At 47.7% G+C, this 21,594-nt stretch carries 28 protein-coding genes and 1 pseudogene; 20 read left to right on the top strand and 9 right to left on the bottom strand.

Features of this window, described 5'->3' with window-relative positions:
- Positions 1-21 precede the first annotated feature (21 nt).
- From IPL71_RS17500 to IPL71_RS17460, 10 genes and pseudogenes are all read left to right on the top strand, one after another.
- Positions 22-561, top strand: coding sequence for a DUF8743 domain-containing protein (locus IPL71_RS17500; protein WP_514130810.1), 540 nt, complete (start codon positions 22-24; stop codon positions 559-561).
- Positions 562-684: 123 nt separating this feature from the next.
- Positions 685-1,068: a four helix bundle protein gene (locus IPL71_RS17495; protein WP_345323831.1), complete on the top strand. Its 384-nt coding sequence runs from the start codon at positions 685-687 to the stop codon at positions 1,066-1,068.
- Positions 1,069-1,138: 70 nt separating this feature from the next.
- On the top strand, positions 1,139-2,551 hold the full coding sequence (gene hydA / locus IPL71_RS17490; protein WP_345323829.1) for a dihydropyrimidinase: 1,413 nt from the start codon (positions 1,139-1,141) through the stop codon (positions 2,549-2,551).
- A 47-nt stretch (positions 2,552-2,598) separates the two neighbouring features.
- The gene (locus tag IPL71_RS17485) at positions 2,599-2,976 is read left to right on the top strand and encodes a carbonic anhydrase (protein WP_345323828.1); all 378 of its coding nucleotides are present in this window, start codon (positions 2,599-2,601) and stop codon (positions 2,974-2,976) included.
- A gap of 16 nt (positions 2,977-2,992) precedes the next feature.
- A complete protein-coding gene (locus IPL71_RS17480) occupies positions 2,993-3,355 on the top strand; it encodes a carbonic anhydrase (protein ID WP_345323826.1) in 363 nt (120 codons plus the stop codon).
- Positions 3,356-3,373: 18 nt separating this feature from the next.
- Positions 3,374-3,580 (top strand): hypothetical protein, encoded by a 207-nt coding sequence (locus IPL71_RS17475; RefSeq protein WP_345323824.1) that lies wholly within the window; start codon positions 3,374-3,376, stop codon positions 3,578-3,580.
- A gap of 99 nt (positions 3,581-3,679) precedes the next feature.
- Positions 3,680-3,790, top strand: a pseudogene (locus tag IPL71_RS26115) (nitroreductase/quinone reductase family protein); the annotation flags it as partial.
- A 140-nt stretch (positions 3,791-3,930) separates the two neighbouring features.
- Complete coding sequence (locus tag IPL71_RS17470; RefSeq protein ID WP_345323822.1) at positions 3,931-4,095, top strand: hypothetical protein; 165 nt, start codon at positions 3,931-3,933, stop codon at positions 4,093-4,095.
- Complete coding sequence (locus tag IPL71_RS17465) at positions 4,092-5,618, top strand: SulP family inorganic anion transporter (RefSeq protein ID WP_345323820.1); 1,527 nt, start codon at positions 4,092-4,094, stop codon at positions 5,616-5,618. Before IPL71_RS17470 ends, IPL71_RS17465 begins: the two co-directional genes overlap by 4 nt.
- Positions 5,619-5,669: 51 nt before the next feature.
- Entirely contained in the window at positions 5,670-7,391 is a 1,722-nt protein-coding gene (locus IPL71_RS17460; protein WP_345323818.1) for a SulP family inorganic anion transporter, read from the top strand.
- Positions 7,392-7,408: 17 nt separating this feature from the next.
- Here IPL71_RS17460 and IPL71_RS17455 read toward each other — a convergent pair whose 3' ends face one another.
- From IPL71_RS17455 to IPL71_RS17430, 6 genes are all read right to left on the bottom strand, one after another.
- Positions 7,409-8,086: a lysophospholipid acyltransferase family protein gene (locus tag IPL71_RS17455; RefSeq protein ID WP_345323816.1), complete on the bottom strand. Its 678-nt coding sequence runs from the start codon at positions 8,084-8,086 to the stop codon at positions 7,409-7,411.
- A gap of 20 nt (positions 8,087-8,106) precedes the next feature.
- Positions 8,107-8,775 (bottom strand): lysophospholipid acyltransferase family protein, encoded by a 669-nt coding sequence (locus tag IPL71_RS17450; RefSeq protein WP_345323814.1) that lies wholly within the window; start codon positions 8,773-8,775, stop codon positions 8,107-8,109.
- A gap of 94 nt (positions 8,776-8,869) precedes the next feature.
- A complete protein-coding gene (locus tag IPL71_RS17445) occupies positions 8,870-9,259 on the bottom strand; it encodes a PilZ domain-containing protein (protein ID WP_345323812.1) in 390 nt (129 codons plus the stop codon).
- A gap of 69 nt (positions 9,260-9,328) precedes the next feature.
- Positions 9,329-10,480, bottom strand: a complete 1,152-nt coding sequence (locus IPL71_RS17440) for a thiolase domain-containing protein (protein ID WP_345323809.1) — start codon at positions 10,478-10,480, stop codon at positions 9,329-9,331.
- Between the two features lie 36 nt (positions 10,481-10,516).
- Entirely contained in the window at positions 10,517-11,020 is a 504-nt protein-coding gene (locus tag IPL71_RS17435; RefSeq protein WP_345323807.1) for a hypothetical protein, read from the bottom strand.
- Positions 10,992-11,516 carry a GNAT family N-acetyltransferase gene (locus tag IPL71_RS17430; RefSeq protein ID WP_345323805.1) on the bottom strand — a complete coding sequence of 175 codons (525 nt, stop codon included), beginning with the start codon at positions 11,514-11,516 and terminating at the stop codon, positions 10,992-10,994. Before IPL71_RS17430 ends, IPL71_RS17435 begins: the two co-directional genes overlap by 29 nt.
- Positions 11,517-11,596: 80 nt before the next feature.
- Between IPL71_RS17430 and IPL71_RS17425 the strand changes: the two genes are divergently transcribed.
- The gene (locus tag IPL71_RS17425) at positions 11,597-12,079 is read left to right on the top strand and encodes a hypothetical protein (RefSeq protein WP_345323803.1); all 483 of its coding nucleotides are present in this window, start codon (positions 11,597-11,599) and stop codon (positions 12,077-12,079) included.
- A 602-nt stretch (positions 12,080-12,681) separates the two neighbouring features.
- On the opposite strand, the gene IPL71_RS17420 is transcribed toward IPL71_RS17425, so the two are convergent.
- Positions 12,682-13,845 carry a MalY/PatB family protein gene (locus IPL71_RS17420; RefSeq protein ID WP_345323801.1) on the bottom strand — a complete coding sequence of 388 codons (1,164 nt, stop codon included), beginning with the start codon at positions 13,843-13,845 and terminating at the stop codon, positions 12,682-12,684.
- An 8-nt stretch (positions 13,846-13,853) separates the two neighbouring features.
- Complete coding sequence (locus IPL71_RS17415; protein WP_345323799.1) at positions 13,854-14,492, bottom strand: O-methyltransferase; 639 nt, start codon at positions 14,490-14,492, stop codon at positions 13,854-13,856.
- 90 nt (positions 14,493-14,582) lie between these two features.
- On the opposite strand from IPL71_RS17415, the gene IPL71_RS17410 reads away from it, so the two are divergent.
- From IPL71_RS17410 to IPL71_RS17395, 4 genes are all read left to right on the top strand, one after another.
- A complete protein-coding gene (locus tag IPL71_RS17410) occupies positions 14,583-15,038 on the top strand; it encodes an SRPBCC family protein (protein ID WP_345323797.1) in 456 nt (151 codons plus the stop codon).
- 71 nt (positions 15,039-15,109) lie between these two features.
- Positions 15,110-15,547, top strand: coding sequence for a hypothetical protein (locus tag IPL71_RS17405; protein WP_345323795.1), 438 nt, complete (start codon positions 15,110-15,112; stop codon positions 15,545-15,547).
- A 326-nt stretch (positions 15,548-15,873) separates the two neighbouring features.
- A complete protein-coding gene (locus tag IPL71_RS17400; protein WP_345323793.1) occupies positions 15,874-16,269 on the top strand; it encodes a hypothetical protein in 396 nt (131 codons plus the stop codon).
- A gap of 201 nt (positions 16,270-16,470) precedes the next feature.
- On the top strand, positions 16,471-17,658 hold the full coding sequence (locus tag IPL71_RS17395; protein ID WP_345323791.1) for a sulfotransferase family protein: 1,188 nt from the start codon (positions 16,471-16,473) through the stop codon (positions 17,656-17,658).
- 83 nt (positions 17,659-17,741) lie between these two features.
- Here IPL71_RS17395 and lgt read toward each other — a convergent pair whose 3' ends face one another.
- Positions 17,742-18,785, bottom strand: a complete 1,044-nt coding sequence (gene lgt, locus IPL71_RS17390; protein ID WP_345323790.1) for a prolipoprotein diacylglyceryl transferase — start codon at positions 18,783-18,785, stop codon at positions 17,742-17,744.
- A 263-nt stretch (positions 18,786-19,048) separates the two neighbouring features.
- Here lgt and IPL71_RS17385 point away from each other — a divergent pair, with 263 nt between their 5' ends.
- The 5 genes from IPL71_RS17385 to IPL71_RS17365 all read left to right on the top strand — a co-directional run bounded on the left by IPL71_RS17385 (position 19,049) and on the right by IPL71_RS17365 (position 21,580).
- Complete coding sequence (locus tag IPL71_RS17385) at positions 19,049-19,552, top strand: RrF2 family transcriptional regulator (protein ID WP_345323788.1); 504 nt, start codon at positions 19,049-19,051, stop codon at positions 19,550-19,552.
- Positions 19,549-20,223 carry an SCO family protein gene (locus IPL71_RS17380; protein ID WP_345323786.1) on the top strand — a complete coding sequence of 225 codons (675 nt, stop codon included), beginning with the start codon at positions 19,549-19,551 and terminating at the stop codon, positions 20,221-20,223. Before IPL71_RS17385 ends, IPL71_RS17380 begins: the two co-directional genes overlap by 4 nt.
- A 21-nt stretch (positions 20,224-20,244) precedes the next feature.
- The gene (locus IPL71_RS17375; RefSeq protein WP_345323784.1) at positions 20,245-20,835 is read left to right on the top strand and encodes an SCO family protein; all 591 of its coding nucleotides are present in this window, start codon (positions 20,245-20,247) and stop codon (positions 20,833-20,835) included.
- 110 nt (positions 20,836-20,945) lie between these two features.
- On the top strand, positions 20,946-21,083 hold the full coding sequence (locus IPL71_RS17370; RefSeq protein WP_345323782.1) for a cytochrome c oxidase subunit 2A: 138 nt from the start codon (positions 20,946-20,948) through the stop codon (positions 21,081-21,083).
- Complete coding sequence (locus tag IPL71_RS17365; protein ID WP_345323780.1) at positions 21,080-21,580, top strand: cytochrome c oxidase subunit II; 501 nt, start codon at positions 21,080-21,082, stop codon at positions 21,578-21,580. The genes IPL71_RS17370 and IPL71_RS17365 overlap by 4 nt, the downstream gene beginning before the upstream one ends.
- The last annotated feature ends 14 nt before the right edge of the window (positions 21,581-21,594 follow it).

The raw sequence follows: 21,594 nt of genomic DNA, 5'->3' as shown, positions 1-21,594 counted from the left end.
ATCAAACATTATAATAAAGACATGCTTAAGCCAACTGATCTGATTTTGGTGTGCCTTTTGCCAACGATGCGGGACATGGAAATTGCGCGGCTGTTGGGATGGTACCGCATCCCGCTTCGCACCGCGCCGAAAGTTGTTGCCGTGGACTATCTGGCTTTTTATCAACCTTCAGCATTTGCCGAGCGCGGCGGACAAATTGAGTTCATTGCGCAAGTCCGCGGGCACGAGTTGACCACGCGCGGCGAGTTGTTGCGCGACGAGAAAGATCATCCGCGTGCGAAGGAAGAATATTACAAGATTCAACTGGGCGGACTTGAAAAATTACAAGAACCGATCAAAACCGATAAATGGAAACGGCTGACATTTTTATATTCCACGGGCGAGTATTTGCATAATGCAAAGACTCTGAATGATTTGGTGATAGATGGTGAGGAACGTCTATTGTTGTGGAAAAATTTACGCGAACGTGCAGAGAATGAGCAATTATATAAAACGGATTTGCCTGAGACTGATATTCCGCCGGAAATTTTGATGGCGCTGCTGGGGATAAAAGGTTTTTGAGGTTTTTGAGGTTTTTGAGGTACATGATTTTAGTTTATGAGTTAACATCAGAAACTTTACAGACCTTAGACGCCTGATAAACCTTAGACACCTCAGGCACCTGATCTTTAAGGAAAAGACAATATGCAAAGTGTACCAAAAGCATTTCGGAAATTGATAGTCTGGCAACGGGCACACGAGTTTGCATTGATGATTTATAAGGCAAGTGAGAAATATCCAAAGCATGAATTATTTGGACTCACGAGTCAAATGCGCCGTGCGGCTGTGTCTGTAGGCGCAAACATTGCCGAAGGATACGCACTTGGAACAGCGCCAAACTATTTACGGCATCTAAATATCTCGATCGGCTCACTGGCAGAGTCAGAAAGTCACATTGAAATTGCTCATGATCTCGAGTATCTTTCAGATATAGATTACGAAAAACTTACCGAAAAAGCACGGGAAGTAGGATACCTTCTCTCACGCTTAAAAACATCCATCGAAAACAACACCCGCAAAAAACCTTAAAACCTCACACACCTCATACACATCAGAAACCTTACACACCTCACATACCTCAGCCCTTCAGGAACATCCCATGGCAACACTTATCAAAAACGGCACACTCATCACCGCTTCAGATACATTTCAGTCTGATATTTTGATCGAAGGCGAAATCATCGTCCAAATTGGCAAAGACCTCACCCACCCCAGCGCGGATGTGATCGATGCAACAGGCAAACTCATCATGCCCGGCGGAATTGATCCGCATGTGCATTTGGATCTGCCAATGTTCGACACGGTTTCCTCCGACGACCATTACACCGGTCACAAAGCGGCGGCTTTCGGCGGGACAACCACCGCGATGGATTTTGTGGTCCTGGAACATGAAGGCTTTAAATATTCGGTTGACTTGTGGATGGAAAAAGCCGCTAAAGCCGCAATCGATTATTCCTTCCACATGAACCTGACCCAATTCAGCGACAAGATCGCGAAGGAAATTCCATCATTAATGGAAATGGGGATTCAAACGCTGAAGGTGTTCACTGCCTACAATGGACGATTAAGAATTGATGACGGCAGTATCTTCAAAGCGCTGCGCATTGCAAAAGAGAACGGCATGTTGATGATGGCGCATTGTGAAAACGGAGATGTGATCGAAACCCTCGTTCAGCAGGCACTGGCCGATGGACACACCGACCCCGAATGGCACGCGTTGACCAGACCGAGTTGGGGTGCAGTGGAAGCAACTCTGCGCATGGCGGCCATGGCAGAGCAGGCGGATTCGCCTGTGTATATTGTCCACATGAATGCTGGCGGTGAAGTGGACATGCTGCGCTATGCACGTGAGCGCGGCGTAAAAGTGATGGGCGAAACTTGTCCGCAGTATTTATTTTTCACAGAAGATGCATTAAGCCGCGAAGACGGCTCGAAGTGGATCTGCTCCCCGCCGATGCGAACCGAGATGGACAATGCTCGGCTCTGGCAGGGACTTCACGATGGAACGCTGCAAACTATTGGCACCGATCACTGTCCATTTTTCTTTGATGGCACACAGCCGATTGTTTATGAAGGAAAGGAAATTGCGATCGCCGGCAAGGAACTTGGAAAATATAACTTCACAAAGATTCCCAACGGTCTGCCCGGAATTCAAGACCGCATGCCCATCCTGTGGACATATGGTGTGCAAACGGGACATATCACGCCCAATCAATTCGTGGCTTATATGTCCACAAACTCGGCGAAGATCTTTGGCCTGTATCCACGCAAGGGAGCACTGGTCCCCGGCGCCGATGCGGATATTGTCATCTGGGACCCGGAGAAGCGTGTAAAGTATGGCGTCGCACAATCTCATCAACGCACCGATTACAATCTATACGAAGGCTGGGAACTGGCAGGCTACCCTGAGAAAGTCTTCCTGCGCGGCAAGTTGATCGTGGATGGCGAGAAGTGGCTGGGCAAGAGCGGAGATGGTCAATTCCTGAAACGCGGTACTGGCGAGATTTTATAAATATTGAAATTCCTTTTATAACGAAAAATAAAAATTAGAGGTAAAAAATGGCAGCAAAAAAACCGATCATTCATTGCGATGCACTTGTCGTCCACTGCATGGACTATCGCCTGCAAAAATTTATCCAACCGTGGATCACTGTCCGCTTTGGATATGATAATTTCGATATCATTTCCCTCGCGGGCGCGGTCCACGATTACGAGATGGTCTTGAAATATGTCCAACTTGCGGTATTGATCCACAGCATTGAAACCGTATGTCTTATCAATCATGAAGATTGCCGCGCCTACGGACGCGATGGGACGTACAAACGTCACAAGCATGATCTGATGGATTCGCAATTTAAGATCAAGGCTTTATTCCCCAAATTAAAAGTGGAAACTTTCTTCCTGCATTTAGACGGAAACTTCGAATCGATCTCATAAAAAGGAATCTAAAACTATGTCTCATAAATGTGAAGCCATCGTTGTCCACTGTATGGACTATCGTCTGCAATCCTATATCAATCAATGGCTGGAGACAAATCTCGGCAAAAGCAGTTATGACCGCGCCGTGATGGCAGGCGGCGTATTTGATGTATATGATGTCATCCGTCAAGTAGATATCTCCGCGCGGCTGCATGGGATTTCCAAAGTCATCCTCATCAACCACGAAGATTGCGGCATGTACGGTCCCGGCGGCACGGAGGAACATCACGAAGAGGATCTGAGCGAAGCTGAAGAAAAGATCCGCCGCATCTTCCCCACTCTGGAAGTGGATACCTATTATTTGAATTTAGACGGCACCTTTGAGCAGAAATCATAACAAATCCAAAAGGATGGTATGAAAACCATCTTAATCAAATGGTTCATGGCGATTAACGCATCCCTAATCCGCATCACCCGTGGACGTATCGTGCGCAGACTCGGCACACAAACTATTCTGATCTTGAACACAACCCGGCGGAAATCAGGCCAGCCGCAGCCAAAGCAATGCCTATTTTTTTTAGGGAAATATCCTCGTTGTAGAAAGACAATGGGGAAAAGATAATCACGCCGATTGGTATTTCAACCTACAAAACCAACCGCAAGCCAGCATTGAAGTGCAAGGCAAAACGATCAAAGTTAATACAAGTTTGCAGAAGGTGATGAATATATCCGCCTGTGGGAATACGTCACAAAGAAACACGCTCCCTATTTGGAATATCAAAAGATGACACAAAGGAAAATTCCAATTGCGATCTTTGAACCAATTAGTTAAGAAAGAACTTGAAGAGCTGTAATCCTTCAAGTTCTTTCTTATGAACGCTTTGGTGATAAAATCCTCATACCAAAACAAAGGACGCCTTGGGGGAGCATGAGCCTTTGTGTATCTAATTATTTCTGTTCGGAGAATCACATATGCCCCGCCGTTCACTGGCTCGTCTTTATCAGGACGAGTTTTCAAACTATTCACTTGTCAAATTTCAACAGGACCTGATCGCCGGCCTTTCTGTCGCTGCGGTGGCGCTTCCACTGGCACTGGCGTTTGGCGTTGGCTCGGGTGCGGGCCCGCAGCCGGATTGATCACCTCCATCATCGGCGGGATTTTGATCGGAGCATTGGGCGGGGCGCCATATCAGATCAGCGGCGCAAAAGCAGTGACCAGCGTCGTATTGATCGTGCTCGTCAATCGCTACGGACTCGAAGGCATGTGGTTCGCCACTTTATTCTCAGGCCTGCTCATGCTCATCATCGGTCTCATGCATCTTGGCCGCTTTATCGCCTTCATCCCCGCGCCAGTCATTCGCGGTTTCACACTTGGCATCGCGCTTATTATTATGATCCGCCAGGCCGATAATTTTTTGGGAATCAAAACACCCACCACAGAAACCGCCGCGCAAAAATTGATCGGCTACTTCGATAGCGGACTCACGCCCAACATCCACGCCATTATCATCGGCTTCGTAGTGATGGGAATTATGATTCTCTGGCCGAAAAAATGGAATGTCTATTTCCCCTCCTCCCTTTTCGGATTGATCGTCGCCGCGCTTCTTAACTGGACTTTGGGCTGGTCGGCCGCAACCATCGACTCCATCCCCCGCACCTTGATCCTCGAACAACACCTCAATCTCACATCAATCCCCTGGGACAATCTTTCTGATTTCATCGCCCCCGCGTTGACCCTCACCGCACTCGGCTCGATTGAAGCATTTTTATGCGGCGCGGCTGGCTCAAACATGACAGGCACCCGCTTACAGGTCAATCAGCAACTGATCGCGCAGGGATTGGGCAACATCGCCCTGCCCTTCTTCGGCGCGATTCCCACCACATCTGCCATGATCCGCACCAAGGTTGCCATTCAAGCAGGCGCGCAAACCCGTCTCGTCAGTATTATCCACGCGCTTATTTTATTGGCCGTTATGTTCCTGTTCGCACCGCTCATTGAAAAAATTCCACTGGCCGCGTTGGCCGGGTTGCTGATGGTAGTCGCCTTCCGTACCAATGAATGGGAGGCCATCAAACGCATCTTCAGTAAACGCTTCAAGACCGACATGATCGCCTTCACAATTGCGATGCTCGCCACTGTTGTCTTAAATCTAACAGACGCAATTTTGATCGGCACATTTCTCGCGGGCGCAGTTTTCCTAAACAAGATCGCCAGTATTGACATTAACGTTCAGGATGTGGACATCAAACGTCTCAAACAACGCGGTATCAAAACCGCTGGCAAGTGCGGACATGTACGCGTGGCATTTCTCACCGGCCCATTATTCTTTGCAGCCACGGGTCAATTTGACGAAGCCTTCGCAAACTTAACCGACACACACGCTTTGATCTTGTCCATGCGCGGCGTGCCATTAATTGACACCGAAGGGCTCGAAGAGATTCACCGTTTATATGATAAATTGCAAAAGCAGGGCGGCACGCTCATGTTTGCAGGCTTGCACGATAACGCGCGTGCCATGATGGAGCGTGACGGCCTGATAGAAATTATCGGCGAGGGAAATTTCTTTTGGTCCAGCGACCAGGCCATCGTCGAAGCAGAGAAGCGCGGATGTCAGTTCTGTGAATCAGAAAAGTTACAAAAAACTAAAGTTATGTCATAATAAAATTTGTCAGTCAAAAATGGGGGCATCATTGCTTTGGAGAAATAATATATGCCACGAAGAAGCCTTGCTCGTCTTTATAAAGATGAATTCTCAGGATATTCGCTCGCAAAATTTCAACAGGATGCACTCGCAGGACTGACAGTTGCTGCGGTTGCATTGCCGCTTGCGTTGGCCTTTGGGGTTGCATCAGGTGCGAGCGCCGCGGCAGGTTTGGTGACCGCCATTCTCGCGGGCATCATTATGGGCCTGCTCGGCGGTGCACCGTATCAGATCAGCGGCCCCACCGGCGCGATGTCTGCAGTGTTGATCGTGCTCGTCACACGCTACGGTCTCGAAGGCATCTGGTTCGCAGGATTATTATCAGGGATACTGCTGCTCATCATCGGCATCATGCGCCTTGGCCGCTTCATCGCCTTCATCCCCGCCCCTGTTATCAGCGGATTTACATCAGGCATCGCCCTTATTATTTTCATCGGTCAGATTGATAATTTCCTCGGCGTCAAAACCGAAGCCACTGAAACCGCCGCAAAAAAATTATTGGGATATTTCAACAGCGGATTCACTCCCGACTCTCACACAGTAATTCTCGGCCTTGTCGTGATCGCAACCATGCTCTTCATGCCGCAAAAATGGAGCGCGCGCTTTCCCTCTTCCCTTCTGGGACTCATTCTCGCCACGCTTCTTAACTGGACTTTGAACTGGTCAGTCCCGATGATCGGAGCCATCCCTCAAACATTGTTCCTCGACCAACGCCTCAGCTTTGCCAACATCCCCTGGGACAGTTTCTCTGAATTTCTCGCTCCCACATTAACCATCACCGCACTTGGCGCAGTCGAATCGTTATTATGCGGCGCGGTAGGTTCCAATATGACTGGTGTACGTTTGCAAGCGAATCAGGAATTGATCGCACAGGGTATTGGCAATATGATGATCCCCTTCTTCGGCGGAGTCCCTGCCACTGCTGCAATTGCGCGCTCAAGTGTAGGCATCAAATCAGGCGGACAAACTCGCATGGTCAGCTTTATCCATGCGGTTGGATTATTACTCTCCATGTTTCTGCTTGCGCCGTTAATGGCTCGCATTCCGCTTGCGGCATTGGCCGGTGTGTTAATGGTCACCGCCATCCGCATGAACGAATGGGGCGCGATCAAGTTCATGTTCGGGAAACTCTTCAAGACCGACATGATCGCCTTCACCATCACCATGTTCGCCACTATCGTACTGGATTTAACACAAGCCATCCTGATCGGCTCGTTTCTCGCGGGCGCAGTCTTCCTCAATAAAATTGCCAGCATTGATATTACCGTTCTGGAAATTGATGTGGAAAGACTCAAACAAAGAGGAATTGAAACTGCAGGGAATTGCCAGCATGTGCGCGTGGCATTTCTCACCGGCCCGTTATTTTTTGCGGCCACGGGTCAATTCAATGAAGCCTTTGCAAATCTGGGAGATACGCATGCGCTGATCCTGTCCATGCGCGGGGTGTCGCTGGTGGATACTGCGGGAATCGAAGCCGTTCTCCGCCTGTATGAACGGTTACATACACAAGGCGGCACGTTGATGTTTGCCGGAGTCCACGATAATGCGCGCAACATGATGGAGCGCGGCGGGTTGGTAAAAATCATCGGCGAAAATAATTTCTTTTGGTCCAGCGATCAGGCGATCGTTGAGGCAGAGAAGCGCGGATGTAAATTCTGCAATAAGACACGCTCACAATTCTCCTTCTCAGACTCCTATAAAAAGTTGAATACAGACAAAAAAAAGCCGTAGGCATCAAAAAAGTCCCGTTACTGAACAGGACTTTTTTGATCGAGCAATTCCGCCACCCGCGGATAATCGGTATAAACCCCGCGATATTTTTCAGGCAACTCCGCCGCGATGCGGCACATGATTTCATCAGTAGCATCACGCATGGCCTGTTCACGGCCTTTGCCATTGGGGATTTCGATCGTAAACAACTCCCCGGCCACAGCCCTTATTTTTGAACGCCGAAATCTTTTCAAGTTCGCGATCACGCCGCGATCTTCTGTTCCTGTCAACGCAATCGGCATGACGGGATATCCGCTTTTGCTGGCGAGGAATGCTACACCCATTTTGCCTTCCTGCAAGGCTTCGGTTTTTGAGCGTGTACCTTCGGGGGCGATCACCATCAGCCCGCCTTTTTTCATACGCACCAGAATTTCACGCAGCGCGGCAAAATCTGCTTCGAAACGATTAAGCCAGATCGCATCCACAGTGCGGCCAATGGCACCAAACAAAAGATGGTCTTTATATTTTTCAGCCACCGCCATAATGATATCTTCACGATCAATCGCGTAGAGCAGGACAGCAGTATCCAAACGACCCAAATGATTGGCAGCCAGCAATACATTGCCCTGCGGAAGTTTATCCATACCGACCACTTCCACATCGGCAATGATGTTCATAATGAAGCGCACAATTGAGCGTAAGGTTTTATATTTCATGGAGTGTATTGTAACAACAATTACCCGCTGCCCTTTAGCAATTCCTGCAATCGCGGATGGTCTGCGTAATATCCGCGATTTCTTTCGGGAATCATCACCGCAATCCGGCACATGATCTCATCTGTGTATTGTTGTAAAACTTCTTCACGGTTTTCCTTTGGAAAAGGTGGAAGCATAAACGACTTCCCAGCCACCAGCCGAATCTGCGTCCGACGGAATCGTTTAAGGTTGCTCCGAAAAACACGGTCTTCGGTGCCAATGATCGCAACCGGCACGATCCTCCATCCCATTTTGGATGCGAGATAGGCAACACCCGGTTTGCCCTGCGCCATTTTTTCATCGCGTGCGCGCGTACCTTCAGGAGCGATCACGAGTGTCTGCCCATCTTCCATGCGTTTGATCATTTCACGTATGGCTTTCAGGTCAGGGTTGAAGCGGTCAATGAAAATAAAGTTGAGGTATTTACCCAGCCAGCGCCAGAGAGCACTTTCCTTCCACTTTTCACCCACCGGAATAAAGAGATTCCAATTATCGAGAGCGTAATATGCCATCGGCACATCCAAAAAGCCGAGGTGATTCACCGCAATGACAAACCCGCCCTTTTCGGGAATGTTTTCATATCCAGAGGCATCTATTGTGGTGAGAAATTTTAAAACAGTGTGGATCAACCAGCGCAGGAATTTTTTCATATATTAATTTTACACGGTTTTATCAGGATGACGCCCTATATATAAAAACAAAAGCCCCGCTTGCGCAAGGCTTTTCTTGAACTCATTGATATTTTTAACCCCAAATATAATCGGAATTATTTTTGTGATGAGAAGCTTCCTTCGTGCCATACACATTGAACATTTTTACGAAAATATCGTAATCGGCCGGTGACATATCCACGATCTTAAAGCCAACGTTATACATGGTTGGATCGTAGGGATCCTTCTGACACCACATGGCGCGCGCATCAAAGACCAGATAACTCTTCTGCGAAATTTCGCCGGTTTGTTCGATGCGAAGCCGAAAATCAATATTGGCTGGCAGCATATGATTACTTTCAACTTTGAAGCCGCCTGTGCTGATATCGGAAAGATGCCCAATTAACTTACCGGTGCTTTCGTCCATGACGAGCATATAGTAGGAAAAATTTCGTCTGGACAATTGTCGTCGTTCTGCTACCATAGGAGACCTCCTTGCAAATTTGTTAGGTCGACCTAGTATAAAGCAAAATACGGCAACAATCAAGCCGATCTAGACATCATTTATCAAGATATGGGTCAAAATGGTTGCACCCGAGCCGCCAATATTTTGCGCCATGCCGATCTTTACGCCATCCACCTGGGTTTTGCCGCACTCCCCCCGCAATTGCTGGACAACTTCCACGAGTTGATAGACTCCTGTCGCGCCGACTGGATGGCCACGGGCTTTTAATCCGCCGCGAGTGCAGACGGGCACACGGCCCTGAATGCTGATCTCGTTATCGAGGGCGAGTCTTACGCCCTGGCCTCTTTCGGCAAATCCGCTGGCTTCGAGAGACAGCGCCGCCATAATGGAGAAGGCATCGTGTAATTCAAAGACATCAATATTCGCCGGGGTAATGCCTGCCATTTCATAGGCACGCCTTGAAGATTGATAGGCGGCCTGCAAAAACATGGGATCCTTCCGCGAGTGGACGGCGATCGTGTCTGTTGCAGCGGCAGAGGCAGCAACGACAATCCGTGGTTTGCGGGCGACCTTCTCAGCAGGGACGATCACGATCGCGGCCGCGCCGTCTCCGATCGGAGATGCATCCAACAGGTTGATCGGCGTGGAGATCATGGATGATTTTTCAAATTTTTCAACTGAAATTTTTTCGTGCAAACGCGCGTAGGGATTGTGCATGGCGTTGGCATGTGAATTAATGGAGAATGGAGCAAAGTCTTCGTGCTTCCAACCGAACTCGTGCATATAACGACGCATGACCAGTGCATTAATCCCAACGAAGGAAATTCCCTGATCCACTTCGTAATCTGCGTCGGCGGCGGTGGCGAGTGCGGCAGTGACATCGCGCCCGGCTTTGTCGGTCATCTTTTCAACACCCAGCACCAGCGCTGACTCTACGTCGCCGGAGGCAACAGCCATCAGGGCGGCGCGAAACGCAGCAGCTCCTGATCCGCAGGCAGCTTCGATCTTGACGGCTTCCTGCTTCCACAATCCGATCCAATCCGCAAAAAATGCGCCCAGTTGATTCTGTCCGCTGACGATGGGGGCAATCATGTTGCCCACAAAAAGCGAGTCGACTTTTTCAATGCCCGCGTCCTGCATGGCGGCAAAGGCGGCATCGCCTCCGATCTCGCGCAGGGATTTCTCCCAGTGCTCGCCTATTTTTGTTTGACCAATTCCAAGGATGGCTACTTTTCTCATAAAGATAATTTTACACTCTCAATCTATCAGGGACTATCAATTTTCTGACAGCAACAAACCCATGCGATACGCGCTGACTCGTTTTGTACAACCCAGTTCTTCAACTGCTTTGATAAGGGGAATCTGCCAGTCATTGAGGGTGATCTCAATGCGGCGCGCCGGGCTGATCCTTTGTATCTCGGCGAAGACGTGTTGAATAAAGGGTGATGCGATCTCGGAATATTCGGGGTCTAAAATAAAGCCGGCATAATTTACGCCGCCCGGCCGTGTGCGGACTGTGCGAAAGGCGGTGCCGGCTGTTTTTCCATCGGGCGCGCGCAATACGAAGCGTGTATTTTTTGCGCCGCCCATAGCTTCAAAGAGTTTTCCAAATACTCGCAACAGGAAAGGCATTTGAAATTTTTTCTCTGACAGCGGCTCGAATTGTTTTACTTTTTCAGGGATAGTGCGGAGCGCCAGTTCGTAGCGAATGCGCCAGTTGGAGTCCTGTAACGGGGTCAACGACCAGCCATCAGGTAGGGAAAGATGCGCGGTCTTCATCTCCGGTGCATCGTATTGAGATTCGCTGGCGTAAGGGGAAAATCCAAGTTCCTTGTAAAGATTGAACGCCGGGCAGATTTTCTTCGATCACTTCCAGGAGAATAAATTTTGCTTTGCGTTCGCCCAAAGTGGACATGGTGGCGTTGACGAGTTTGCGCGCAATTCCATGACGGCGATAGGCAGGCAGCACGGTGACATTTGCGATCATCCATTCGGCAGGCCTGCCAGGCGGACTCATATAATTGACCAGTCCGACTGGCTTGTTATCTTCTTCGTAAATAAATCCGTGCATCAGGTTTCGCAGGGAAGGGGCAAAAATCTGCATGAAGCGCATCAGAGGCCACATGCGTTTTATACCGTTAAGACGGTCGATCATTCCCTCTTTTTCGTCTTCCTGCACGCTCCAGGCCGGGTTTTCAGGATATTGAAATCCTTCCATGACCAGCGAGTTCATAAGATCAAGATCTTTGGGGAGTATAAATGGGCGTATCGGCATTGTTAGATTTTACTCCAACAGGAACAAAGTGCATTGCCCTTGCATCCATTTCTTGTTATTCTAGATCAAAGGAGAACACCATGTCGCGAATCTTTTTGTTATTCACACTTATCATCTCATTACTTCTCACAGCCTGCGGACAGTCTGCCACGGCGCAGCCAGCCGCCTCCCCCGCACCAGAAAAACCTGATGCACCAACTTCCGCAGCTCCGTGGACGATCCGCATGATGCACTCGGGCGGCATTATGGGATTGGCGCGTTCCATTGAAATTTCATCAGATGGAAAATTTACAATTACAGATGAACGTTTGAGCACAACGATCACCGGCGAACTTTCCTCAGATGAATTATCAAAAATAAATGAGCTTGTTTCAACAGCAGAATTTATCGCGATCAGTAAACCGGATGGAATGGGATGTGCCGATTGTTTTGTCTATGATCTGGAAGTACACAGAAATGGTGATAGTTTTTCAGCGCAACTCAATGACCTCAACCTGCACGACTCCGGGCTTGCGCTATTGGTTGATCATTTGCGTGGGTTGATCGATATAAATTTAAGATAGAAAAAACTGATGTTTCGCCGTAAAAAACGAGTTATTAATCTACACGACTACTTTCAAAACTAATAGCTGATTTTAATGTAACGGACTTTTTTTGATGTATGCTGAAAGCAAGAAACAAAAAGGAGGTCGTTCTACACAGGCCACCTCAGTCGGCACAAGGGAAGAACGTAGTCCCCGATCTGATTTGAAATTGCTTGTAATAATCAGATGTTTCCCAAAGACGTTATTCAGATATACGAAAAGGAGGTTGCGATCGATACACCACCTGAACAGTATAAAAATGGAAAGGTCGAAAACGCACTGACCTGGTCGAGTAAGTTTATTGTAGAACCAGACGTTCCCCAAACGAAATGAAGGTCGCTAAATCGTTCCTTTCCTAACATAATGATAGTCCGACGGACGGGTAAACTCCCGTCCGTCTTTTTAAACAGTCCCTAAAGGTTTTGAAAACCTTTAGGGACTGTTTGATAAGTCTGTCTTTGACCACAAGCCACCACGCCAAAGACCCCCGAAAAAGCTGCTTAGCGCCTCACGCCCACCCAAGCGGTGCAAGTGTGAGACTTGTGACGTAAGCGCGCTCAAAAAATTTTAGGGACTTATTATTAGATTGACTTTAGCGCCTTACGCATTTGCTCAAGTCCCTGTTCGAGCAGTTTTCTCGAAGTACCAAAATTCAAGCGGATATGCCCCTCGCCTTCTTTGCCAAATATTTTGCCTTCGCTCGCAGCCACTTTGGCATTCTTCAGGAAAAATTCAAATGGAGAGCCATCGATGCCTGTTTGTGTAAAATCGAGCCAGCCGAGATAGGTCGCATCGGGCACGGTCAAGCGGACATCCGGCATATACTCGGTGACATAGTCCACGATGAAATCGCGGTTGCCGGTTAGATAGCGATTCATTTCTTTGAGCCAGCCGTCACACTTGCCTGAGAACGCCGTCTGCGCAGCGATCAATCCCAGACTGCCAACATGCAATCGCAAATGATTGAGTTCCTTTTCATAGCGTTCGCGCAGATCTTTATCAGTGATGATCGCAAATCCACAAAATAGTCCTGCAATATTAAATGTCTTGGACGGAGAAACTAATGTAATCGTATGCTTCGCGATCTCAGCCGATAATTTCGCCATTGGCGTAAATTTATTATTATCCAAAAGCAGCTCGGAGTGAATTTCATCTGAAACGATCAATACATTATTCTTAATACACAATTCCGCCATCTTCAATAGTTCTTTGCGCGAGAAAATAATTCCCAGCGGATTATGCGGATTGCACAACAGGAACATGCCTGCTTTCTTAATCTGCTTCTCAAAAATATCCCAGTCAATTTCATAGCTGATGATATTTCCATTTACATGTTTGATAAAAGGCGCGCTTAACTGCGGAATGCCGATATTATTTTTCACTTCATGAAACTCATTATAAACCGGCGTTTGCACAAGCACGCCGCGTTTGGGCGTGCAGGCCATACGCGCCGCAACACTCAACCCGCTGACAATACCCGTCACAGCAATCACCATTTCCGGCTTCACCTTCCAACTGTATAAATTATTCATACGTTCGGCAACCGTTTCTTTCAACGGCAGCATTGGCATTTCATAGCCCAACACACCATGATCCACAGCTTTATGCAGCGCGCTCAGAATCGGTTTGGGTGTCAGGAAATCCATATCGGCCACCCACATCGGCAATACATCTTTCGGATACCACGCCCACTTAATCGAATTGCTGGCATTACGACGATCTGGAACAATATTGAAATTTGTCATGAAGTCCTCTATTTTTTATAAGCTATGATCATTCCGTCGCGCATCGGTGCGAGCGAAACGATCCAATCTTTATCCGTGGTGATCTGGCGCGTAAACTCACGCACACCTTCCGTTGCCGAAGAAATATCCTTGTTATCAAAAACTCGTCCGCTCCAGAGCATATTATCAATAATCAACAATCCGCCGCTGCGCAATTTCTCCTTGATGACCGGCAAAGACGCGGGATAGGCCTGCTTATCAATATCATTGAAAATTACATCGAACGGACCTGATTGCCCGCGCAGAGTTTCCACCGCCTCTGCCACATGATACTGGACAAGGTCAGCGAATCCCAGCTTTAACAGGGAACTGGTTGCGCTCTTTGACAGTTCCTCATCCCAAACAGTGTGATGCACCACACCTCCCCCATTTTCCCGCACCGCCTTCGCAAACCAGGCCGTGGAATACCCGTAGCCTGATCCTAACTCAAAGACAGATTTTGCGCCGATCATGCGTGCCAGTTGATAACAATAATAGCCGCAGGCGGGACCAATAATCGGAAAGTCATGCTTCGCGGCATAGGATTCCATTTCTACAATTTCCGGTTCCCGCGGCGGGACTAAAGATGCCAGATAATCCTGTGTGGCCTGATAGGTCAATTCACTCATTGTTGCCTCCAAAATGTAAACGGATAAAACGCATGGCAGTGATTTTATCTGTTAAACTATGAAACACCAAAACATTAAACAGGACAAAAAATGAAATACACTCTTGAACTTCTCATTCACAAATCGCGCGCTGAAGTCTGGCGCACATTCGATAACCCCGAGAATATAAAACATTGGCAAACGACTCTGGTCAAGTTTGAAACCGTCAGCGGGATACAAGGTCAGCCGGGAGCGGTATCCAACCTGACTTATGGAGAGGGCAAACGCGAATTTGTCTTAACAGAAAAGGTCACCCTTCGCGCCGAACCTGAGCGTTTTGACGTGATGATCGAAAACGATTTCGCCGATAACAGCGTGAAGAATACCTTCATCGCAATCAGTGAAAACGAAACCCTGTGGAAAATAGAAGTGAACTTCAAATTCAAGACTCTGCTGATGAAACTCATCGGGCCATTCGTTAAAAAGAATTTTGTCAAACGCAGTGAAAAGGAAATGGAACGCTTCAAGGAATTTGTGGAGAAACCGTCCGCGCTGAGTGGTGAATAGGACGCTCGGTCAATTGTCAGGGCGGACGATGCGTGTTCTTAATCCGTAAATGCAGAAGGTATAATCATCTTATGAAACAGGGAACTTTCGAAAGGCAGATATTTATCCAGTCAGATGTTAAGACTGTGGTCGGGGTTGTGGCGAATTACAACCAGCACCATAAGATTCACCCGTTGATCGTGAAAGTGGAGCAGGCACAGGATGCGCCGGCAGGTGTGCAGCGTTTCTTCATCACCGACCAATTGCAATGGGGACCATTTAAATTTAAGATCAAATACCGCGCGGATATTATTTCTGTGACGCAGGATACTGTTCACACGGAAGCGTTTCAATCTCCCGGCACCTACGTTACGAATATCACCAAAGTCACGCCTGCTCAAAGCGGTGTGACTTTACACGAAACCATCACGCTCAAAACGCCCGATCTTTTATTCGGTTATGCATTTCAACAGGCACAAACCGCGCACGAGGAAATGCTAAAAAGAATCAAGCACTTTATAGAAGCGTGAGCTTCAAAAGCTGACATCAATTTGTTATGACAGAGTGGAATAGATGGGGCGATAATCGTTCTTGAAAGGATCACGTGATTTCATCAAGAACAGTCAAATGAAAAAATATTCTGCATTTTATTTTTTGATCATCTTTATCGTTGGCACTGCATGTATTGGGATTACTGCGCCACAAATCACGCAGCCTATTTTCACTGATACGCCGATTTCAACACCCACAACAATTAGCGACCCATCGTTATATGGCGGCATCAAAATAAAGGGGAATTCGGAATTCATTACACAAACCCGCGCGGCCTTAACCCTGCTCGAACAAAAAGACCCGGATGCATTTAAAGAAAATTCAAACTTATGTGGGCATTATCGAACAGGGCGAACACAGCGGAATGTGGGCCTGGGAGATTCCGCCGCGTTATGAAGTGGGCAATGTAACCGCGTTTTACAGTGTCACCTGGTACGCATCGACCATCGCACACGACGCCACACATTCAGAGTTGTATGCTCAATATCAACTGGCGCATCCGGGCGAGCCTGTCCCAGAGGATGCCTACGGCGGCGTGGAGATCGAACGTTTTTGCATCGGCTACCAAGTGGAAGTGGCCAAACGCATCGGCGCGCCGCAAAGCGAAATAGATTATCTATCCACGCTGGATGGGACGCATTGCGATGTTGATGATGACGGCGATTGTGATTGGGATGATTATCAGAATAGAGATTGGTAAGGAATGAGGAGAATTTTATGGTTTTATTCGCGTAATTCGTTCATTCGAGAAATTCGCGTTAAGATTTTTTCGGCCTTGCAATAGCCATGAACACTGTCTAACTCCCCCGTTCCAAAAACCTTTTTTACTGTTAGAATAATCGAGAAAGCCCAAACGGGCTTTTTCACTGCAAGTTTACAACGCAAGGATACAGACTCGTACATGAAATATAACTTTAGCCTCTTCTGGCGCACCCTCTATCGTTCCTTCTTCGACTCAAAAAACACCACCGCCCGCCTCACACGAAAACGCTTTATCTTCCTTGCGCTCTTCTGTATCGTCTGGCCTTTCGGCATGCTCGTCCACTGGTTCTTCTTCTGGTTGGATGACATTCTCTTCCCTGCCTACAAAAGTTATCCCATCGAAAAGCCGTTGTTCATCCTCGGCAATTTGCGCAGCGGATCAACCTTTCTGCACCGTTTGCTTTCGCGCGATTCGCAGACCTTCACCAGCCTGACCACATGGGATATTTATCTGACTCCCTCGGTCACACAAAAGAAGATCACGCAATTCTTTGCGCGGCTGGACACAAAATATTTCAACAATACATTTCATCGCCTGCTGCACAAATTTGACGACGCAACACTTGGCAAATTAAAGATACATCCGATCTCCTTCTTCCAACCCGAAGAGGATGAGAACATCCACCTGCTGATCTGGGATGGCTACTTCGTCACCTTCCTTTTCCCCTTCATGGATGAAATGCCCAATTACCAGCATTTCGACGAGGCGCTCAGTCCCGAACACAAACGCCGCATCATGACATTTTACAAGTCCATGCTGCAACGTCACATGTATGCCACAGGGAAGAAATATTTCGTGGCGAAGAATCCAGCTTTCAGCGCGAAGATCGAAACGCTCGCTGAATTCTTCCCCGATGCGCGCATCATCTACCTCGCCCGCAATCCGCTTGATATGCTTCCCTCCACCGTTTCATGGATCAATTATGCGCGCCGCGTTTTCACCGATCCCGTGGATGGATATCATTACACAGACGAGATCGTAGACATGACCAAACACTGGTACAGTCACCCGCTTAATTATCTGGACGCGCATCCTTCGCCCCGACACCTGATCCTGAAATACGACGACCTGATTCAGCGCCCGGAGCACGTCATCCGCGGATTCTATGAGCAGTTTGGATATCCCGACAAACCCGGCCTGCCCATCATCATTGACCAGGCTGTAAAGGAAACCCTCACCTTCAACAGTGACCATACCTACTCCTACGAAGAAATGGGATTTACCCGTCAGCAGATCGTGGAAATGTACCCTGACGTTTTCAAACGTTTCAATTTTGAAACCCGCGAAGATGAAGTAAATCAAAGAGTGCAAGTCGAATACAAATAATAGATAGTATTGGAAATCGTGTTTCTTCGTAAACTTAGCATCAAAAAAGAGCGCCGCACGGCGCTCTTTTTAATTTCACTGCACTATTCGCTACTCTTACGTTTTACTGTAGGTTTCTTTGCCGCAGTCTTCTTCTTTACAGGAGTTTTCTTCTTTACTGGCACCGGAATTTCTTCTTCATCCTCTTCTTCATCATCATAGGTAGACACATCTTCAGCCATCGCTGACTTCACACGCGTACTACTGCGTACCTTCTTCTCAACAGGTTTGATCTGATAATCCTCTTCCCAATTTTGCGCAAATGCAAGCTGCAATTTTCCAAAACGCACCAGCAGCATCACCACGCCAGCAACTGCCATTAAAAGTGAAACAAACATCGAATAAGTAACAAACGTATCCCCGATCAATGGCTGATCAGGACGGAAGAATTCGATAAACGCGCGCGCCAAACCTGCAAAGATCAACCAAATCGAAAAGATCGCACCCGGCTTCATCCGTTCCACATATTGACGGGAAAGCCAAAGCAGCAATAACGCCAGAAGAATATTCAAGATCATCTCATAGGCAAATGTCGGGTGGAAGCGGGTTGTCTCAACCGGAAACAAACTCAAATTTGCATATTGCGCAAGGCGATGTCCTGCGTCAATTGGGATTCCCCACGGCAAATTCGTTGGCTGACCATACAGTTCCTGATTAATATAGTTCGCGGGGCGGGCCAAAGCCTGTCCAATAAACACGGCGGGAGCAATAGAATCAAGAAAAAGCCAGAAATCCATCTTATTATTTTTCAGGAAAAAATATAAAGCCGCCGCGCCAAAAAGCAAACCGCCAAAGAAATGCAAACCGCCTTCCGGGATATTAAAAATTCTGGAAGGAGTGTCCGTATAATACGTACTGCCGCCGAGGATATTATTCATCACATACCACAAACGCGCGCCCAGAATACCAGCGGGCAAGACCCATACCATTGCATCCCAGATCGCTTCACCATTCTCGCCGCGCCTGCGAATCTCCCGCTCTGCCAGCCATGCACCTGCCACCGCGCCAAGCATCACCAATACGCCATACCAGCGTAAAATAATATCAACACCAAATAGTTTAAATTGAAAAATTATGGGATCAATCATGTATTACCTCTGAGTTTAAGTTTTGTGGATTATATCATCCAAAAATAGCAAAAAAAATGCCTAAAAAACCCCTACATCTCAAAAAATGTGATATAAAACGCCGAATAAATAAGACAACTTGTGTAATAAATATTGCACGACTCCGCAAAAGAAAAGACATTTGTCATATTGCGAAGTGATAAATGCCACATCAAAAAAATCTTGAAATCCATACAATAGCAGTAAACATTGACAGTTTTACTCAACATTGACGGGATAAAATCATGCTTCGCATAAACCGACAAACTGACTACGCCGTTCGAGTCATCCTTGCCCTCTCAAAAAAGGCAAAAAATAAACGCGTCCCCACATCTGAGGTCGGCCACGAAATGCTCATCCCCCCTTCACTGCTCCAGCGTATTGTCGCTGATCTGGCAAACGGCGGTTTCATTCACACGCAAGCCGGGCGCGATGGGGGCATTTCCCTCGCGCATGACCCGAAAGACATCAACCTGCTTGAAGTTGTGGAATTTTTTGAGGGAGAAATTTACCTTTCCGATTGCATCCTCAAACCCGGCGAATGTCCCTTTGAAAGAAAATGCCCGGTTCATTGTCAATGGGTGCGGCTTAAAAACTTGCTGCGCAATGAAATGGCAGCCATCACATTTCAACAACTTGTGGAAGAAGGCAGCTTGATAGAATCCAACCTGACGGGAAACGCATCAAACGCCCTGTCTCCTGTTTCTGTTACGAATGGCATCCTGCTTCCCGTTGACATACTCGCATGAATAAATATCTGCTCAATGGCATGTACGGAGTGCTGGCATTTATCGTGGTATCTGCCTTCGCCTTCAAGATATTTCAGCCGATCCAGGTTTTACCACGTATGCAGCTCTCTCCGGCCTTTAGCCTCACCGACCAAAGCAACGAACGCCTCACCAGCGAAGACCTGCGCGGAGAGTTTGTGCTTTACACCTTTACATACACCAACTGTCCTGCCCCCTGCTACAACATCAACGAAACCATGCAGGATATACAATCCCGTTTAAATGAAGTGCAACTTGATGGGATTGAAGTACGCTTTGTCACCATCTCCATTGACCCGGAACGTGACACCCCGGAAGTGATGAACGCATACGCTCAATCCATTAATGCAGATCTAACCCAATGGCAATTTGGCACCACCACAAACAAAGCCCTGCTAAAAACAATCATCGGCTCGGGCTTTGAAACTTATTATGAAGATAAAGGTGAAGGCAACTTTGCATTTGACCCCGCCTTTGTCCTTGTAGATGGTTGGGGTATCGTCCGCGCTGAATATCGTTATCAAACCGAAGTCTCCAACGCCGACCGTATTCTCCGTCACCTTGGCGTGCTGGCAGAAGAAGTGCGTAACAGTGTAGGCTCTACAAAACTGGCATACGAAGCAGCACATTTATTTTTGTGCTATGCGCCATAAACTCAAGGAACTCTATCATCGATGAAATTAAAAATTGCGCTTGCCATTGGTGTTATTTTTGCGGGTCTCGCCGCAGGACTTTATTTTTTTCGTCCGCACACCTTCCATGGAACAGTCATCCAATCTCCTGAAACATCGTATGACTTCACACTCTCCAGCGCCAATGGTGACGTGTCACTTAGTGATTATCGCGGGAAACTTGTCCTCGTTTATTTTGGATATACCTTTTGCCCTGATGTTTGCCCCGCCACGCTGGCAAATGTTGGTCAGGCATTGCGCAGCATGAGCGAAAGTCAGGCGGATGATGTACAACTCATTATGGTCTCGCTTGATCCCGGGCGGGATACCCCCGAGAAACTAGCTGAATATGTCGGTCACTTTTATCCCTCCTTTGTTGGTATTACCGGTTCACAGGAGACGATCGAGCAAGTGGCATCACTTTACGGAATTTTTTATGAAAAGCGCGATGGTTCAGATGCCACAAATTATCTGATTGACCATACGGCTACATTATTGGTAATTGATCGTGAAGGGTATCTTAAGTTGGTATTTCCATTTGGCGTGACCGTTGAAGAGATCGCCGATGATCTGAAGTACATGTTAAGGCAATAAGGAGGTGGAACTGTAACAGCGTAAAAAATGCACATTTCCCCCTCCGCAATTTGCGGCGCCGTATGAAGCGGCAAGTCCTACATCCATCAATTTTATTAGGAGAATGAAACATGGCGAAAAAAGATAAAGAAGATGATGAGTTTCGCCCAACTGGCACAATCGCGATATTAGCGATCTTTGTCATTACACTCATCGCAATCTGGACAACGATCTACATGATCCTTGTCGGCCGGGGAGGCACACTATGAGCACCAAACAAATGCATATTGACCCTTACGAGCGCAACTGGATGATCTTCAGCGCCATCCTGCTTGTATTATTTGCAACTGCCGTCAGCGTGGCTGCATTTGGTATGGGAATTCAAGTCCCCGCGCCTGAAACACGCGTAGATCCCCGCACTGTGGCGGTTGACCCCAATAGCCCATGGTCAAACCCCGGTTTGCGCGAGATCGAACCCGGCAAGTACGATGCCTATATCTTGGCTCATGCGATTCCAAACTGGGAATACCTGCCCAAGGAAATCACAGTCCCTGCGGGTTCCAGCGTATCCTTCTATGTGACTTCATCTGATGTACAGCATGGCTTCAAGATTCAGGATACAAATGCGAACTTCATGGTGATCCCTGGTCAAGTCTCCAAGTTGACCGTCAAGTTTGACGAGCCCGGCACGTACAACTTCATTTGTACTGAATATTGCGGCAGCGGACACGCCATCATGTACGGCGCGGTCATCGTTACGCCTTAGGCTGCAAAGAGAGA

The sequence above is a fragment of the Candidatus Villigracilis proximus genome, from assembly GCF_016717045.1.
In the GTDB taxonomy this organism is placed as follows: Bacteria; Chloroflexota; Anaerolineae; order Anaerolineales; family Villigracilaceae; genus Villigracilis; species Villigracilis proximus.
The sequence above is the reverse complement of the archived record's forward strand: the minus strand, read 5'-3'. Positions and strand labels throughout refer to the sequence as shown.

What these genes read in the sequence shown, in the direction of transcription:
- IPL71_RS17500 (WP_514130810.1), top strand. Translation starts at nt 22, where the DNA reads ATGCTTAAGCCAACTGATCTGATTTTGGTGTGCCTTTTGCCAACGATG.
- IPL71_RS17495 (WP_345323831.1), top strand. Translation starts at nt 685, where the DNA reads ATGCAAAGTGTACCAAAAGCATTTCGGAAATTGATAGTCTGGCAACGG.
- hydA (WP_345323829.1), top strand. Translation starts at nt 1,139, where the DNA reads ATGGCAACACTTATCAAAAACGGCACACTCATCACCGCTTCAGATACA.
- IPL71_RS17485 (WP_345323828.1), top strand. Translation starts at nt 2,599, where the DNA reads ATGGCAGCAAAAAAACCGATCATTCATTGCGATGCACTTGTCGTCCAC.
- IPL71_RS17480 (WP_345323826.1), top strand. Translation starts at nt 2,993, where the DNA reads ATGTCTCATAAATGTGAAGCCATCGTTGTCCACTGTATGGACTATCGT.
- IPL71_RS17475 (WP_345323824.1), top strand. Translation starts at nt 3,374, where the DNA reads ATGAAAACCATCTTAATCAAATGGTTCATGGCGATTAACGCATCCCTA.
- IPL71_RS17470 (WP_345323822.1), top strand. Translation starts at nt 3,931, where the DNA reads ATGCCCCGCCGTTCACTGGCTCGTCTTTATCAGGACGAGTTTTCAAAC.
- IPL71_RS17460 (WP_345323818.1), top strand. Translation starts at nt 5,670, where the DNA reads ATGCCACGAAGAAGCCTTGCTCGTCTTTATAAAGATGAATTCTCAGGA.
- IPL71_RS17455 (WP_345323816.1), bottom strand. Translation starts at nt 8,086, where the DNA reads ATGAAATATAAAACCTTACGCTCAATTGTGCGCTTCATTATGAACATC.
- IPL71_RS17450 (WP_345323814.1), bottom strand. Translation starts at nt 8,775, where the DNA reads ATGAAAAAATTCCTGCGCTGGTTGATCCACACTGTTTTAAAATTTCTC.
- IPL71_RS17445 (WP_345323812.1), bottom strand. Translation starts at nt 9,259, where the DNA reads ATGGTAGCAGAACGACGACAATTGTCCAGACGAAATTTTTCCTACTAT.
- IPL71_RS17440 (WP_345323809.1), bottom strand. Translation starts at nt 10,480, where the DNA reads ATGAGAAAAGTAGCCATCCTTGGAATTGGTCAAACAAAAATAGGCGAG.
- IPL71_RS17435 (WP_345323807.1), bottom strand. Translation starts at nt 11,020, where the DNA reads ATGAAGACCGCGCATCTTTCCCTACCTGATGGCTGGTCGTTGACCCCG.
- IPL71_RS17430 (WP_345323805.1), bottom strand. Translation starts at nt 11,516, where the DNA reads ATGCCGATACGCCCATTTATACTCCCCAAAGATCTTGATCTTATGAAC.
- IPL71_RS17425 (WP_345323803.1), top strand. Translation starts at nt 11,597, where the DNA reads ATGTCGCGAATCTTTTTGTTATTCACACTTATCATCTCATTACTTCTC.
- IPL71_RS17420 (WP_345323801.1), bottom strand. Translation starts at nt 13,845, where the DNA reads ATGACAAATTTCAATATTGTTCCAGATCGTCGTAATGCCAGCAATTCG.
- IPL71_RS17415 (WP_345323799.1), bottom strand. Translation starts at nt 14,492, where the DNA reads ATGAGTGAATTGACCTATCAGGCCACACAGGATTATCTGGCATCTTTA.
- IPL71_RS17410 (WP_345323797.1), top strand. Translation starts at nt 14,583, where the DNA reads ATGAAATACACTCTTGAACTTCTCATTCACAAATCGCGCGCTGAAGTC.
- IPL71_RS17405 (WP_345323795.1), top strand. Translation starts at nt 15,110, where the DNA reads ATGAAACAGGGAACTTTCGAAAGGCAGATATTTATCCAGTCAGATGTT.
- IPL71_RS17400 (WP_345323793.1), top strand. Translation starts at nt 15,874, where the DNA reads ATGCATTTAAAGAAAATTCAAACTTATGTGGGCATTATCGAACAGGGC.
- IPL71_RS17395 (WP_345323791.1), top strand. Translation starts at nt 16,471, where the DNA reads ATGAAATATAACTTTAGCCTCTTCTGGCGCACCCTCTATCGTTCCTTC.
- lgt (WP_345323790.1), bottom strand. Translation starts at nt 18,785, where the DNA reads ATGATTGATCCCATAATTTTTCAATTTAAACTATTTGGTGTTGATATT.
- IPL71_RS17385 (WP_345323788.1), top strand. Translation starts at nt 19,049, where the DNA reads ATGCTTCGCATAAACCGACAAACTGACTACGCCGTTCGAGTCATCCTT.
- IPL71_RS17380 (WP_345323786.1), top strand. Translation starts at nt 19,549, where the DNA reads ATGAATAAATATCTGCTCAATGGCATGTACGGAGTGCTGGCATTTATC.
- IPL71_RS17375 (WP_345323784.1), top strand. Translation starts at nt 20,245, where the DNA reads ATGAAATTAAAAATTGCGCTTGCCATTGGTGTTATTTTTGCGGGTCTC.
- IPL71_RS17370 (WP_345323782.1), top strand. Translation starts at nt 20,946, where the DNA reads ATGGCGAAAAAAGATAAAGAAGATGATGAGTTTCGCCCAACTGGCACA.
- IPL71_RS17365 (WP_345323780.1), top strand. Translation starts at nt 21,080, where the DNA reads ATGAGCACCAAACAAATGCATATTGACCCTTACGAGCGCAACTGGATG.